Annotated in this window: 12 protein-coding genes; 2 read left to right on the top strand and 10 right to left on the bottom strand. The window is 55.6% G+C overall.

Annotated elements, in window-relative coordinates:
- Positions 1 to 5: 5 nt before the first annotated feature.
- Complete coding sequence (gene tgt, locus JTA15_RS00500; protein ID WP_219372732.1) at positions 6 to 1,133, bottom strand: tRNA guanosine(34) transglycosylase Tgt; 1,128 nt, start codon at positions 1,131 to 1,133, stop codon at positions 6 to 8.
- Positions 1,134 to 1,186: 53 nt separating this feature from the next.
- On the bottom strand, positions 1,187 to 2,257 hold the full coding sequence (queA, locus tag JTA15_RS00495; protein ID WP_032677507.1) for a tRNA preQ1(34) S-adenosylmethionine ribosyltransferase-isomerase QueA: 1,071 nt from the start codon (positions 2,255 to 2,257) through the stop codon (positions 1,187 to 1,189).
- A gap of 92 nt (positions 2,258 to 2,349) precedes the next feature.
- On the opposite strand from queA, the gene acpH reads away from it, so the two are divergent.
- Both acpH and JTA15_RS00485 read left to right on the top strand, forming a co-directional pair.
- Positions 2,350 to 2,931, top strand: coding sequence for an ACP phosphodiesterase (gene acpH / locus JTA15_RS00490; RefSeq protein WP_025204983.1), 582 nt, complete (start codon positions 2,350 to 2,352; stop codon positions 2,929 to 2,931).
- Between the two features lie 127 nt (positions 2,932 to 3,058).
- On the top strand, positions 3,059 to 3,661 hold the full coding sequence (locus JTA15_RS00485) for a peroxiredoxin (RefSeq protein WP_014168840.1): 603 nt from the start codon (positions 3,059 to 3,061) through the stop codon (positions 3,659 to 3,661).
- Between the two features lie 69 nt (positions 3,662 to 3,730).
- Here the strand turns inward: JTA15_RS00485 and JTA15_RS00480 are convergent, their stop codons facing one another.
- The 8 genes from JTA15_RS00480 to phoB all read right to left on the bottom strand — a co-directional run bounded on the left by JTA15_RS00480 (position 3,731) and on the right by phoB (position 14,218).
- Entirely contained in the window at positions 3,731 to 5,599 is a 1,869-nt protein-coding gene (locus JTA15_RS00480; RefSeq protein ID WP_014168839.1) for an amidohydrolase, read from the bottom strand.
- Between the two features lie 21 nt (positions 5,600 to 5,620).
- Positions 5,621 to 6,166, bottom strand: coding sequence for an antibiotic biosynthesis monooxygenase (locus tag JTA15_RS00475; RefSeq protein ID WP_014168838.1), 546 nt, complete (start codon positions 6,164 to 6,166; stop codon positions 5,621 to 5,623).
- A 48-nt stretch (positions 6,167 to 6,214) separates the two neighbouring features.
- Positions 6,215 to 6,856, bottom strand: coding sequence for a hydrolase (locus JTA15_RS00470; protein WP_020885231.1), 642 nt, complete (start codon positions 6,854 to 6,856; stop codon positions 6,215 to 6,217).
- Between the two features lie 200 nt (positions 6,857 to 7,056).
- Positions 7,057 to 8,874 (bottom strand): maltodextrin glucosidase, encoded by a 1,818-nt coding sequence (malZ, locus tag JTA15_RS00465; protein WP_219372731.1) that lies wholly within the window; start codon positions 8,872 to 8,874, stop codon positions 7,057 to 7,059.
- Positions 8,875 to 9,027: 153 nt separating this feature from the next.
- Positions 9,028 to 10,401 (bottom strand): proline-specific permease ProY, encoded by a 1,374-nt coding sequence (gene proY / locus JTA15_RS00460; protein WP_219372730.1) that lies wholly within the window; start codon positions 10,399 to 10,401, stop codon positions 9,028 to 9,030.
- Between the two features lie 81 nt (positions 10,402 to 10,482).
- Entirely contained in the window at positions 10,483 to 11,802 is a 1,320-nt protein-coding gene (brnQ, locus tag JTA15_RS00455; protein WP_014168834.1) for a branched-chain amino acid transporter carrier protein BrnQ, read from the bottom strand.
- 409 nt (positions 11,803 to 12,211) lie between these two features.
- The gene (gene phoR / locus JTA15_RS00450) at positions 12,212 to 13,507 is read right to left on the bottom strand and encodes a phosphate regulon sensor histidine kinase PhoR (protein ID WP_106503760.1); all 1,296 of its coding nucleotides are present in this window, start codon (positions 13,505 to 13,507) and stop codon (positions 12,212 to 12,214) included.
- Between the two features lie 21 nt (positions 13,508 to 13,528).
- On the bottom strand, positions 13,529 to 14,218 hold the full coding sequence (phoB, locus tag JTA15_RS00445; RefSeq protein ID WP_008503265.1) for a phosphate response regulator transcription factor PhoB: 690 nt from the start codon (positions 14,216 to 14,218) through the stop codon (positions 13,529 to 13,531).
- Positions 14,219 to 14,249 lie beyond the last annotated feature (31 nt).

The raw sequence follows: 14,249 nt of genomic DNA, 5'->3' as shown, positions 1-14,249 counted from the left end.
TAAAATTAATCAACGTTCAAAGGTGGAACGGTTCGACCCTGACGTTGGTAAAAATCGGTCACGAAGCTCTCTAATTTACCCTCTTCAATAGCCTTGCGTAAACCAGCCATTAAGCGCTGATAATAACGAAGATTATGAATGGTATTGAGACGCGCGCCCAAAATCTCATTGCAACGATCAAGATGATGCAGGTACGCGCGAGAATAATTGCGACAGGTGTAGCAATCGCACTCGGTATCGAGCGGGCTGGTGTCACTCTTATGCTTCGCGTTACGGATTTTCACCACGCCATCGGTCACAAACAGATGACCGTTACGCGCGTTGCGGGTTGGCATAACGCAGTCGAACATATCAATGCCGCGGCGCACACCTTCAACCAGGTCCTCAGGTTTACCCACACCCATCAGGTAACGGGGTTTATCTGCCGGGATTTGCGGGCAGACATGCTCCAGAATGCGATGCATGTCTTCCTTCGGTTCACCCACAGCCAAACCGCCGACAGCGTAGCCATCAAAACCTATCTCTACCAGACCTTTAACAGAGATATCGCGTAAATCTTCGTAAACGCTGCCCTGGATAATACCGAACAGCGCATTTTTGTTCTGCAGGGAGTCAAAGCGGTCACGGCTACGCTTCGCCCAGCGCAACGACATCTCCATGGAGCGTTTCGCGTAATCCCAGTCGGCCGGGTATGGCGTACATTCGTCGAAGATCATCACGATATCAGAGCCGAGATCGTACTGAATCTCCATAGACTTTTCAGGATCGAGGAAAATCGGATCGCCGTTGATCGGGTTACGGAAGTGTACGCCCTGCTCGGTGATCTTACGGATGTCGCCCAGGCTGAAGACCTGGAAACCACCGGAGTCGGTCAGGATCGGGCCTTTCCACTGCATGAAGTCATGCAAATCGCCGTGCAGCTTCATGATCTCCTGACCAGGACGCAGCCACAGGTGGAAGGTATTGCCGAGGATAATCTGTGCGCCAGTGGCTTCCACTTCTTCCGGCGTCATCCCTTTTACGGTGCCGTAGGTGCCCACAGGCATAAACGCGGGGGTTTCCACCACGCCGCGATCAAACACCAGGCGGCCGCGACGTGCGCGACCATCGGTGGTATCAAGTTCAAATTTCATTTTTTCTCCGACGTCAGAAAAACAGTCCAACGTTGTAAAACGGTGCCGCGGACTTATTCCCCGACACGCTCATTCAAAGCCTGCGGATTGTACGTGATAAACATCGCGTCCCCGTAGCTAAAAAAGCGATATTTTTGTTCTACCGCAGACTTGTACGCCGCCATGGTGTGCTGATAACCCGCAAAAGCGGACACCAGCATAATCAGCGTTGATTCAGGCAGATGGAAGTTGGTTACCAGGGCATCAATCACGTTGTACTGGTAGCCCGGGTAGATAAAGATCTGCGTATCGCCAAAGAAAGGCTCAATCAGGTCATTTTTGGCGGCCTGCGCGGCGCTCTCAAGGGAGCGTACCGACGTAGTGCCCACTGCCACAACGCGGTTACCGCGTGCTTTGGCGGCCAGAACGGCATCTACCACCTCTTGCGGCACTTCGGCATATTCGGAATGCATGATGTGGTCTTCGATGCTGTCCACACGCACCGGCTGGAACGTACCCGCACCGACATGCAGGGTCACGAAGGCCATCTCGATGCCTTTCGCGCGCAATTTTTCCAGCAGCGGTTCATCAAAATGCAGGCCCGCCGTCGGCGCGGCGACCGCGCCAGGTTTCTGGCTGTAAACGGTCTGGTACAGCTCGCGGTCAGCCTCTTCGTCCGGGCGCTCGATGTAAGGGGGCAGCGGCATATGGCCGATCGCATTCAGAATGTCGAGCACCGTGCGCTCGTCATTGAACGCCACCTCAAACAGCGCATCGTGACGCGCGGTCATGGTTGCACGGATGCTCTCATCATCGCCAAGCAGCAGCTCTGCACCCGGCTTCGGCGCTTTAGAGGCGCGAATATGTGCCAGAATACGTTTATCATCAAGCATACGTTCGACCAGCACTTCAATCTTGCCGCCGCTGGCTTTACGGCCAAACAGACGCGCCGGGATCACGCGGGTATTGTTAAAGACCAGCAGATCGCCAGGGTTGAGCTTGTCGAGCAAATCGGTGAAAGTACCGTGCGTCAGCTCGCCCGTCGGCCCATCCAGTGACAGCAAACGACAGCTACTGCGCTCAGGCATTGGGTAGTGAGCAATCAGGGATTCAGGTAGTTCAAAGGAGAAATCGGCGACGCGCATGACGTATACTCGTGACTTAAAAACAGGCGGCATAGTCTAGTGCTCACACCCTTTTGCTGCAACAACTAGCCGCCCCTGGACAAATAAAACGCATGAATTTTCTCGCTCACCTGCATCTTGCTCATCTCGCTGACAGCTCTCTTTCCGGCAATCTGCTGGCCGATTTCGTGCGCGGTAATCCCGCCGACGCGTACTCCGCAGAGGTTGTCGACGGGATTTTTATGCATCGCCGTATCGACGTACTGACCGATAACCTGCCGGAAGTCCAGGAAGCCAAAGCGTGGTTCCGCCCTGAAACGCGGCGCGTCGCGCCAATCACGCTCGATGTGATGTGGGACCATTTCCTCTCGCGGCACTGGGAAACACTCTCTCCTGAGATGCCCCTAAACGCGTTCGTGCGCTATGCCCACCAGCAGGTGTCCATTATTTTGCCGGATTCGCCGCCGCGCTTTGTGAATCTGAATAACTATCTCTGGTCAGAACGCTGGCTTGAGCGCTATCGCGAGATGGACTTTATACAGAATGTGTTAAACGGGATGGCGAGTCGCCGACCGCGACTCGACGCGCTGCGCGACTCCTGGCATGACCTGGACGCCCACTACGAGGCGCTGGAGACACGATTCTGGCAGTTCTACCCGCGTATGATGACCCAGGCGAAAAACAAACAGCTATAACAGAAATGCCATTGATAGGTGAAAGCTTGCTGAACGATTGTTAGCGCCTCTTTGTCTTATCAATGAACACTCTCTATACTGGGCGGCGTTGCGTTCCAAATAACCTTAGTATCTACAGGAGAATCACATGGTTCTGGTAACTCGTCCGGCTCCGGATTTTACAGCTGCAGCAGTTCTGGGCAACGGTGAAATCGTTGAAAACTTCAACTTCAAACAGCACACCAACGGTAAAGCGACCGTTCTGTTCTTCTGGCCAATGGACTTCACTTTCGTTTGCCCGTCTGAGCTGATCGCATTCGACAAACGTTACGAAGAATTCCAGAAGCGTGGCGTAGAAGTTGTAGGCGTCTCCTTCGACTCTGAATTTGTACACAACGCATGGCGTAACACCCCTGTCGACAAAGGCGGCATCGGTGCGGTGAAATACGCAATGGTTGCGGACATCAAACGCGAAATCCAGCAGGCTTACGGTATCGAACATCCGGACGCTGGCGTTGCACTGCGCGGTTCTTTCCTGATCGACGCAAACGGCATCGTTCGTCACCAGGTTGTTAACGATCTGCCACTGGGTCGTAACATCGACGAAATGCTGCGCATGGTTGACGCGCTGCAGTTCCACGAAGAGCACGGTGAAGTGTGCCCGGCTCAGTGGGAAAAAGGTAAAGAAGGTATGAACGCGTCTCCGGACGGCGTTGCTAAATACCTGTCTGAGAACGTATCCAGCCTGTAATCGGCACGGTTTACGGAAAAGGCCCGCATCTGCGGGCCTTTTTGTTTTGTACGATCTCGCTTTCACACGTTAAAACGCGAAGCACGAACACCCCAGCACGCCCCAGAATGCCTGGTCATCAGATACCGGGATATCCGATTGCCGCGCAATGCCGTGCGCATGGCCATGCACTCCGCAGCTACCAATGCACTGGTGCATCTGTACCACCGCCCCCACTTTACTGGCTGCAGGCGGCGCAGAGCGGTAATGCCCCGGGACTTTCACGACCGGTGACCACGACGGCACAACCGGGATCGGCGGCGGTGACAGCGGACTGAAATGACCGGCGGCATACACGACCTTGCCATCCACAACGGTCAGCACCGATTCAATGCCCTTGATCTCCTCTTCCGTCACGCTGAAGTAATCTTTCGACAGCACCACCAGATCCGCAAGCTGCCCTTCAACCAGACGGCCTTTTTTACCCTGCTCGCTGGAAAACCACGCGCTGCCTGCGGTCCACAGCTCCAGCGCTACCTCACGCGGCAGGCGGTTATTGTCGTCATACATCGCCAGGCCGCCGACGGTTCGCCCGGAGACCAGCCAGTAGAGCGCCGTCCACGGGTTATAGCTCGCCACACGGGTTGCGTCGGTACCTAACCCAACCGGCACGTCCAGCTCCAGCATTTTCGCCACCGGCGGCGTGTGTTTTACCGCCTCTTTGCCGTAGCGGTCGACGAAATATTCGCCCTGGAACGCCATACGGTGCTGCACCGCAATACCGCCCCCCAACGCTTTGACGCGCTCGATATTACGCTCGGTAATGGTCTCCGCATGGTCAAAGAACCAGTGCAGGCCGTTAAACGGAATCTCACGGTTCACCTTCTCAAAGACATCCAGCATCCGGCTGATGGATTCGTCATAAGTGGCATGCAGCCGGAACGGCCAGCGGTTTTCCACCAGGTGGCGCACCACGCGTTCCAGCTCGTCTTCCATCCCTTGCGGCAGATCCGGGCGCGGCTGGAGGAAATCTTCAAAATCCGCCGCCGAGAAGACCAGCATCTCTCCTGCCCCGTTCGCACGATAAAAGTCTGTGCCCTGCCCCGGTTTGAGCATATCGGTCCAGCGCTCAAAATCCTCCAGCTCCTGTTTAGGGCGCTGGGTGAAGAGGTTGTAGGCAATACGCACCGTCATCTGCTCTTTGGCGTGCAGTTCGGCAATCACCTCGTAATCTTCCGGGTAGTTCTGGAAGCCGCCGCCGGCATCAATGGCGCTGGTCAGCCCCAGACGGTTAAGCTCGCGCATAAACTGGCGCGTGGAGTTAACCTGCTGCTCGATGGGGAGTTTCGGTCCTTTTGCCAGCGTGGCGTAGAGGATCATCGCGTTAGGTTTAGCGATCAGCAGCCCGGTCGGGTTGCCGTGGTTATCACGCACAATCTCCCCGCCCGGCGGGTTTGGCGTCTCTTTGGTGTAGCCGACAGCTTTCAACGCGGCGCGGTTAAGCAGGGCACGATCGTAGAGGTGCAGGACAAACACCGGCGTATCCGGTGCCGCCTCGTTAAGCTCTTCGATGGTCGGCATCCGGCGTTCGGCGAACTGAAACTCGCTCCAGCCGCCCACCACCCGAACCCACTGAGGTGAAGGTGTACGATCGGCCTGATCTTTCAACATCCTTAGCGCATCCGCCAGCGACGGTACGCCTTCCCAGCGCAGCTCGAGGTTGTAGTTCAGCCCGCCGCGGATCAGGTGCAGGTGCGAATCGTTAAGCCCGGGGATCACCGTACTTCCCTTCAGATCGACAATCTGCGTTCCCTGCGTCGCATAGCTCATAATGCGATCGTGGTTGCCCGTCGCCAGGATCTTGCCGTTAGCAATAGCCACCGCTTCCGTGAGCGGGTTTTCGCGATCGAGGGTATGGATCTTACCTTTGGTTAAGATCAGTGTGGCAGTTTGAGACATAACGTACTCCTTTCAGACGAATCAGGCTTTTTTGAGCCATCCGGCAAACAGACGGGTCACGATGGGCATCCACAGCCAGACCACCAGCGCGACCACACAGGCATCGTTAATCAGATGCAGCAACAACGTACCTTTCAGGCCAGGAAGCAACGCACCGGTCACCAGCGGCACCAGGTTGGTACTGGGGAAGATAACCAGCAGGGTAATGAGAAACTGTTTCCACTGTTTAGGCTTACGCACATGAGGCTCCGGTGGAGTAAACCAGAACGCCGCCTCGGTACGCACTTCGGTTTTATCGCCTTCCGCCAGCAGCGGTTCAATCTCTTTTACCAGCGCATTACGGGTATCGGACTGGGTCCATGCAGAAAGGTGTTCGAGGGTGTCGAAACGGATTATCACCGTCCACAGATGTTGTCCGTCGGTCGGGCGGATGACGTTCGCGCCAAGATGCCCCGGAAATTCCGCCGCGATGGGCATGATCTTACCCAGCCACTGTTCGTATCGCTCAGCCTGACCCGGCAGCAAGGTGTGGGTGATCACCAGCGTGACATGCGATGTGTGCGCCATAATAGTTTCCTGGTCATTAATGGGCGGGAGAACCCCGCCCTGAAAGGTTTACGCTTTGCGTTCTGGCGCGCCGTGAACGAGGGTGTAGGCATAGTCAACGCCCATGCCATAAGCACCGCTGTGCTCACGGACCAGGTCCATGACCGCGTCGTAAGTGCCTTTGCGAGACCAGTCGCGCTGATACTCAAGCAGCACCTGCTGCCAGGTCACAGGAACCGCGCCCGCTTGAACCATACGGTCAATCGCACGTTCATGGGCATCTACGGAGGTACCGCCGGAAGTATCGGTCACTACATAAACTTCAAACCCTTCATCCAGAGCCATCAGCGCCGGGAAGGTCAGGCAAACTTCGGTCCACAGGGCTGAGATGATAAGTTTCTTGCGGCCCGTTGCTTTCACTGCCGCAACAAACGCATCGTCTTCCCAGGAGTTCATAGAGGTACGTTCAATCGGTTTAACCTCCGGGTGAACCGCCAGCAATTCTGGCCAGATGTATCCGCTAAAGCTTTTTGTTTCGACAGAGGTGTAGATAACCGGAACATCAAAAATTTTGCCTGCTTTTGCCAGAGCCACCGTATTATTCTTTAATAACTGACGGTCAATATTTGCCACGCCAAAAGACATTTGCGGTTGGTGATCGATAAAAATCAGTACGGAATTGGACGGGTCAATCAGTTCACGAATAGACATAAAAGTACCTTTTAATCAATGTGTTAAAAGCCAACGTTTTGGTGTGCTATATGAGAAAGGGCCCTGACTGATAAAGCAATTTGAGTATAGCGAGAATTGATTGAGCGGATAGTAAAGATATTTGTCCCCTCTGTTGAAATTAACCGAACAACTTAGGGGAATTTTCAGCAACCGGGAAATAAACCGGTTGCTGATGACGATTAATTTCCGAACCAGACGGAGGCGGAAATGGCCGGTAGGGAGAGAATGCCTTCCTGAATCGTGCCTTTACCCTCTTTGCGTTGCCACGCCTTCACGTGCAGCAACGGAGAGTCATCCAGCACCACTTCACAGGCTTCTCCGCGGTTGATGGCGACCAGCACGCGTTGCTGGTTGTAGACGCGGGCAAACACCACCACGTTATCGTGGGCATACACCGCCTGACAGCCACCGTAACGCAGCGCCTGGTTCTGTTTACGAAGCTTAGCCAGACGCTGGTACAGGCTGAGCAGCGCCTTGTCCTGCTTCGCCGGATCCCAGGGGAAGGTTTTGCGGCAGAAGGGATCGTTGTTCCCCTCCAGCCCCACCTCATCACCGTAGTAAATGCACGGCACGCCTGGCCAGGTGAAGAGCCAGGTAACGGCCAGCGGCAGGCGCGCCACATCCTTGCCAAGCAGGGATTTAAAACGTGCGGTATCGTGGCTGTCCAGCTGGTTAAACATCCGCAACTGCTGCTGATGCGACAGGCTGGCGCGGTAGTTATCCATCCATGCCATACAGGTTTCGGCGTCGATATGCTGCGGATCGTAGGAGATATCGGTGTTCGCCAGAAATCCCCATAGCGGGAAGGTAAAACCGCGGTAGTTCATGGCCGAATCTTCTGCATCGGCTTGCAGCCACTGGCGTGCATCGCCAAAATGCTCGCCAAAGACAAAGGCCTCCGGCTGCGCGGCTTTCACTGAGCGGGTGATACCTGAAACGTGCTGAAGGTTATTACGCGCTCCGCCCGCTTCACCCAGCATATGCACCACGTCAAGACGCCAGCCGTCCATGTTCCATGGCGCCTTAAGCCAGTGGCGGACAACGCTGTCTTCACCGCCGTAGATTTCGTTGACCAGAGAAGGCGACTGGAAATCCAGCTTCGGCAGGCTTGGGTAGCCCAGCCAGTCCAGCGCGTAGCCCTCTTCATTAAAGCTGTACCAGTCACGCTGCGGCGAATCCGGGTTATGGCATGCCCCGCTCATCGACTGGTTATGACGGTCAAACCACGCGTGCGAATCCCCGCTGTGGTTGAACACGCCGTCCAGAATCAGGCGCATCCCTTCGTTTTTAGTGTTCTGTCGCAGGCGCAGCAGCGCCGCATCGCCGCCAAACTGCTCATCAACATGACGATAATCTTCGGTGTCGTATTTATGCACGCTCGGGGCTTTAAACACCGGGTTAAGGTACAGCGCCGTCACGCCCAGTTTTTTCAGGTACGGGAGTTTTTCGCTGATCCCGTCGAGATCGCCGCCGTAAAACGTCGAGCCACCCGCCTGCGCGGTCAGCGGTTCATCCCATGCTTTGAGGATAATGTCGTGACCTGCTGCGTGGTGGTAATAAACCTTGTCCTGGTCTGCAGTGCGCTTTTCGCTGCGGGCAAAGCGGTCCGGGAAAATCTGGTAAAACACCTGATCGTTAACCCATTGCGGGCCATTGTCCGGGTAATCGACGGCAAACTGCTCCAGCCGGGCCGGCGGAAAACGGCTAAACCCCTGCGGGGTAAACCACAGCTGGCGGTTATTCCACAGCAGTTTAAAACTGTAGCGACGACGCGGCTGTCCACGGGTTAAATCGATGTTTGCCCGCCACGCCGTGATCCCGGGCTGCGGCTGGCTGCGCTGCTTATGCATTTTCAGCGCGGTCTCTTCGTTATCAATTTCGGCGCGTAGCGTCACGCGTTCAGGCTGATTTTCCCCCGCCAGCCAGAGCGTAATCACAAGGTTGTCTTTGTTTTTCTTAACAAATGGGGCAACCGGAAGGTGCCAGGCGTTTAACATCACGAATCCCCTTTGATGAAATTGACGTCACCTTGCCACAGGGGGGTTAAGGTTAGCTCATCATGACGAGGTTTATTGAGGGAGGAGGACGGGGGAGGAGGCATCAGTGTGAGCGGATGCCTCCTTCCAGTCCCTCTGCGGGGAGAGGGAAGTTTACTGTGCCTGCGCCAGCTGACGGTCGCGGCGGCATTTGAACATCCAGCCCAGCAGCAGCAGGACGATCCACGCACAGCCCACGTAAAGGGAGATACGGGTATCCGGATGATAGCCAATCAGGGCGATGATAAAGACCAGGAAGACCAGACCGACAGCGGTTGTCACCACCCCACCCGGCACTTTGAACTTCAGCGCTTTCGCCTCTTCCGGTGACAGACGGTGACGGAACGCAATCTGTGACAACAGGATCATGATCCACACCCACACGGTCGCGAAGGTCGCCAGCGACGCAATCACCAGGAACACATTCTCCGGCATGATGTAGTTCAGGTAGACCGACAGCAGCAGGGCTACGGTCATTACCATTACCGTCACCCACGGCGTGCCGCGACGAGAGGTTTTGGCAAACACCTTAGGCGCACTGCCCTGCTCCGCCATTCCGTGCAGCATGCGGCCCACGCCAAAGACGTCACTGTTGATTGCCGAAAGCGAGGCGGTCAGCACCACAAAGTTCAGGATGCTGGCGGCAAACGCGATGCCCATATGCTGGAAGGTCAGCACAAACGGGCTGCCGTTAGTGCCCACCTGGTTCCACGGGTAGATGGACATAATGACGAACAGCGTCCCCACATAGAACACCAGAATACGCATTGGCACTGAGTTGATGGCGCGCGGAATGGATTTCTCCGGGTCTTTCGCTTCCCCGGCGGTAATGCCGATAATCTCGATCCCGCCGTAGGCAAACATGACCATCTGCAGCGACATCACCATGCCGAGCCAGCCGTTGCTGAAGAAGCCGCCGTTGCTCCAGAGGTTATGGATCCCCGTTGGCTGACCGCCGTTGCCGATACCCCAGATGATGATCCCGAAGCCCGCGATAATCATGATGATAATGGTGGCAACTTTGAAGAAGGAGAACCAGAACTCCAGTTCGCCAAACACCTTCACGCTCATCAGGTTGACGGCACAGATGATCAGGACCACGCTCAGCACCCAGATCCAGTGCGGAACCGCGGGGAACCAGACGCCCATGTAGATACCAAAGGCGGTAACGTCGGCAATAGCCACAATCAGAATTTCGAAGCAGTAGGTCCATCCGGTGATAAAGCCCGCCAGCGGGCCTAAGTTTTCCTGCGCATAGCGCGAGAACGAACTGGCAGACGGATTGTGAACCGACATCTCCCCGAGGGCGCGCATGATGATATACGCAGCCACGCCACCGATGATGTAGGCCAGCAGAACGCTGGGACCGGCCATTTTAATGGCATCTGCCGAGCCATAAAAAAGACCGGTACCGATAGCGGATCCCAGCGCCATAAAGCGAATGTGGCGGGTGCTGAGTCCACGTTTGAGTTTGTTAGTGCTTTCCATTTAAATCTTGCCATTCAACTCGAAAAAAACAAAAAACCACGGGGCCTTAAGCCCCGTGGTTAAACAGTTTGTTGCCGTTGATTAATGGGCGTTCGATGCGACCTGACGCCCTGCAGCACGATCCCAGATAATAGCCAGAACCAGTGCAACAACGGTAGGCATCAACCAGGCCAGGCCCTGCTCGGACAGCGGCAGACGCTGTGTCCAGGCTGGCAGTATTTGCGCAAAGGCGGATGCTTTAATCCCGTCAAGGATACCAAAAATCAGGCTGATAAACATGGCTGGCGCAATAATTCGCGACGAGTTGTTCCACCACGGGCGGGTGAAGCTCAGCACCACCAGCACGATACACGGCGGATAGATGGCCGTCAGCACCGGGATAGAGACCTGAATCAGGTGGCTCAGACCGAGGTTTGACACCGCCATGGAGAAGATGCCCAGGATAAAGACCAGCGTACGGTAAGAGAGCGGCAGATACTGAGCAAAGAACTCAGCGCAGGCGCAGGTCAGCCCCACGGCGGTGACAAGGCACGCCAGGAAAATCAGTACCGCCAGCAGCAGGCTACCCGCACCACCAAAGGTGTGCTGTACGTAAGCATGGAGGATCGCCGCGCCGTTGGCATTTTGATCGACCAGTATGGCGCTATCTGAGCCCAGGCGGAACAGCGCCAGGTACAGCAGCGTCAGCCCTACACCGGCCATCAGGCCAGCCCAGATGGTGTAGCGAGTCAGCAGACGCGCTTCCGTCACGCCGCGGGAACGTGCGGCATTCACGATAACAATACCAAACACCATTGCGCCCAGCGTATCCATCGTCAGGTAGCCGTTCACAAAGCCGTTGGAGAACGCGGCGTTTTTATAGGCGTCCATCGCATCGCTAATCGGGCCTGCGGGCCAGACGATGGCTGCAACCGCCAGCACAATCAGCGCCACGATTTTCAGCGGAGCCAGGAAGTTACCCACGGTATCCAGCAGCTTGCCCGGATAGAGGGAAACCAGAATCACAATCGCGAAGTAGATCAGGCTGTAGATAAACAGCGGCATCGCGCCATCGCCAGTGAGCGGGGCAATCCCCACTTCGAAGGATACGGTCGCGGTACGCGGGGTCGCAAACAGCGGGCCAACGGCCAGATAGCAGACGGTCGCCAGCAGAATGCCGGCCACTTTGCCAATCGGGGTGCTGAGGCTATCAACGCCACCACCGACTTTCGCCAGCGCGACGACGGTCAGTACCGGCAGACCCACAGCAGTAATCAGGAAACCAAACGCAGCGGTCCAGACGTGTTCACCCGCCTGTAAGCCAACCATTGGGGGGAAAATGATGTTGCCTGCGCCAACGAACAGCGCAAATGTCATAAAGCCCAGCGCGATGATGTCACGCGATTTTAAGTGATGGGTCATAAAACCTTACTGCCTGTGGATGTGGTGTTGAAAACATTGAGATTTTCGCTATCCCTGACGGGACGATACAGCGGAAAATTTGCTCAATTTCAGCGGGATATGCTCCCGTCCTGGCGTGGAGAAGAATAGTTTTTCGATTTACCACGCAAATACAGTCGGTATGACAGTATCTGGGGCGCAATTTAAACGCTTATAACGTTTAAAGGCAAGATGGGATCGTGAAACCAGAACAATATGCCAGCATCAAAAATCAGACCAGCACAATACGCTAATTATAAGAAAAACCCATGGCTAATCATGCGAACAAAAAACAGCCAGCCGTATAATATTCAGCCGCGTTTCGCTTGACTGCAAAGCAAACGGGCCAGCAAACGCTGGCCCGTGGAAAGGTAAACTGACACGCCTGTCGTCAGGCGATCTTTTTGGCAATTAATCGTTCCGGGATAACGAAACTGAAGCGGGTTCCCTTACCCAGCGTGCTTTGAATATCGAGACGGCTTTCATGATGATTTACTGCATGTTTCACAATAGCCAGCCCCAGACCGCTGCCGCCGGTTTGCCGTGAGCGCGCTTTATCCACCCGGTAGAATCGCTCGGTCAGACGCGGGATGTGCTCAGGCGCGATCCCCGGCCCGTTATCCTCTACGCTGAACTCAGCGCCCGTTGGCGTGTGCTGCCAGCGCACCACGATCTCCGTCCCCGCTGGCGTATGATTCACCGCGTTATACACCAGATTAGAAATGGCGCTGCGCAGCTCATCTTCGCTGCCAAGCACCTTGAGCGTGTTGTCGACCTCGAAGGTCAGCTGATGCATTTTATGGCTTAACGTCTGCGCTTCGCGCTCCACCACCCGCAGCATCATCGGAACATCAATGGTGTCATTCAACGCCAGCGAGGGGGCGGCCTCAATTTTCGAGAGCGTCAGCAGCTGTTTCACCAGCCCTTCCATACGGTGCGTTTGTTCACGCATCGTATGCAACGCTTTCTCGCGCGGCGCGCCTTCCAGCGTTTGCTCCTGCATCATCTCCAGGTACCCCTGAAGCACCGTCAGCGGAGTGCGTAATTCGTGGCTGACGTTGGCAAAGAAGTTGCGTCGCGCCCCTTCCAGCTGGTGCATCTGGGTGACATCACGGGCAACCATCAGCCACTGCTGGTCGCTGTAAGGCATCACACGGATTTCCAGATGGCGCCCATTATTGAGCTTCAGGTTGTGGGGGCGGGTAAAATCACGCTTTTTCAGGTACAGCGTGAACTCGGGGTAACGCAGAAGGTTGAGGATGTTCTGGCCATTATCGTCCGGCCAGCGCAGGCCCAGCAGCTGTTGCGCGAGGCCGTTACACCAGAAGATCGTCCCTTCTTCGGTCGTCAGAATGACAGCATCCGGCAGCGACTCAGCGCCGCTACGGAAGCGTTTGATCAGGCTTCCCAGCTCCCGACGCCGCTTTTTGTTACGCATCTGCATCTGGTGCAGACCGTACAGCAGCGGCTCCCAGCTTCCGCTTCCCGGCGGAGGCGTCATACTTCGGTCAACCCACAGCCACCACGAGAGGCGCAGCAGGTTCCAGAAATGCCAGATCAGAAGCCCGGTAACCGACGCCAGCAGAAACCACGGCAAATATCCAAGAAAGGCCCCCAGAATGAAGGCCGGAATACAGCATAAGATCAGTTCAAAGACGAGCCTTTTCCATGACAGACGTTCCAGCACGCGTCACACTCCTGTCATTGTTCAGAAACGGGTTGAAAAACGATAACCCGTGCCGCGGACCGTCTGCACCATGCGATCGTGGCCGCTCAGTTCCAGCGCTTTTCGCAGGCGGCGGATATGTACGTCAACCGTCCGGTCTTCGACATACACGTTAGTTCCCCAGACGTTATTCAGCAACTGTTCGCGGCTGTATACGCGCTCCGGGTGAGTCATAAAGAAATGCAGAAGTTTAAATTCGGTAGGCCCCATATCGAGGGGATTTTCACCGGTCATGACGCGGTGTGAGGTAGGGTCAAGGCTCAGTCCCTGCATCTCAATCACCTCTTCCACCGCCATCGGTGAAATGCGGCGCATCACGGCTTTAATGCGGGCAACCAGCTCTTTCGGTGAGAACGGTTTGGTAATGTAATCGTCCGCCCCCGTTTCCAGACCGCGTACGCGATCCTCTTCTTCACCGCGCGCCGTGAGCATCACAACCGGTATATCGCGGGTTAGCGCTTCACGTTTCAGGTGTTTGATAAACTGCAGCCCGGAGCCGCCAGGCAACATCCAGTCGAGCAGAATCAGATCGGGCCAGGGTTCATTCAGCTGGTTCACCGCGCTGTCATAATCTTCCGCCTCAACCGGCTGGAAGCCATTTTGCTCGAGCACGAAGCACACCATTTCACGAATCGGAGCTTCATCTTCTACGACCAGAATACGTCTCGCCATACTTTGCCCTGTTTTATCTTATTTAAGTTAC

Origin of the sequence: Enterobacter sp. BIDMC 29 (assembly GCF_019378755.1) — a bacterium.
GTDB classification, from domain to species: Bacteria; Pseudomonadota; Gammaproteobacteria; order Enterobacterales; family Enterobacteriaceae; genus Enterobacter; species Enterobacter ludwigii.
The sequence above is the reverse complement of the archived record's forward strand: the minus strand, read 5'-3'. Positions and strand labels throughout refer to the sequence as shown.

Excerpts from the sequence above, each read along its gene's own strand:
- proY (WP_219372730.1), bottom strand. The coding sequence starts at position 10,401 with ATGGAAAGCACTAACAAACTCAAACGTGGACTCAGCACCCGCCACATT.
- brnQ (WP_014168834.1), bottom strand. The coding sequence starts at position 11,802 with ATGACCCATCACTTAAAATCGCGTGACATCATCGCGCTGGGCTTTATG.
- tgt (WP_219372732.1), bottom strand. The coding sequence starts at position 1,133 with ATGAAATTTGAACTTGATACCACCGATGGTCGCGCACGTCGCGGCCGC.
- malZ (WP_219372731.1), bottom strand. The coding sequence starts at position 8,874 with ATGTTAAACGCCTGGCACCTTCCGGTTGCCCCATTTGTTAAGAAAAAC.
- queA (WP_032677507.1), bottom strand. The coding sequence starts at position 2,257 with ATGCGCGTCGCCGATTTCTCCTTTGAACTACCTGAATCCCTGATTGCT.
- JTA15_RS00475 (WP_014168838.1), bottom strand. The coding sequence starts at position 6,166 with ATGGCGCACACATCGCATGTCACGCTGGTGATCACCCACACCTTGCTG.
- JTA15_RS00485 (WP_014168840.1), top strand. The coding sequence starts at position 3,059 with ATGGTTCTGGTAACTCGTCCGGCTCCGGATTTTACAGCTGCAGCAGTT.
- JTA15_RS00470 (WP_020885231.1), bottom strand. The coding sequence starts at position 6,856 with ATGTCTATTCGTGAACTGATTGACCCGTCCAATTCCGTACTGATTTTT.
- acpH (WP_025204983.1), top strand. The coding sequence starts at position 2,350 with ATGAATTTTCTCGCTCACCTGCATCTTGCTCATCTCGCTGACAGCTCT.
- phoB (WP_008503265.1), bottom strand. The coding sequence starts at position 14,218 with ATGGCGAGACGTATTCTGGTCGTAGAAGATGAAGCTCCGATTCGTGAA.
- JTA15_RS00480 (WP_014168839.1), bottom strand. The coding sequence starts at position 5,599 with ATGTCTCAAACTGCCACACTGATCTTAACCAAAGGTAAGATCCATACC.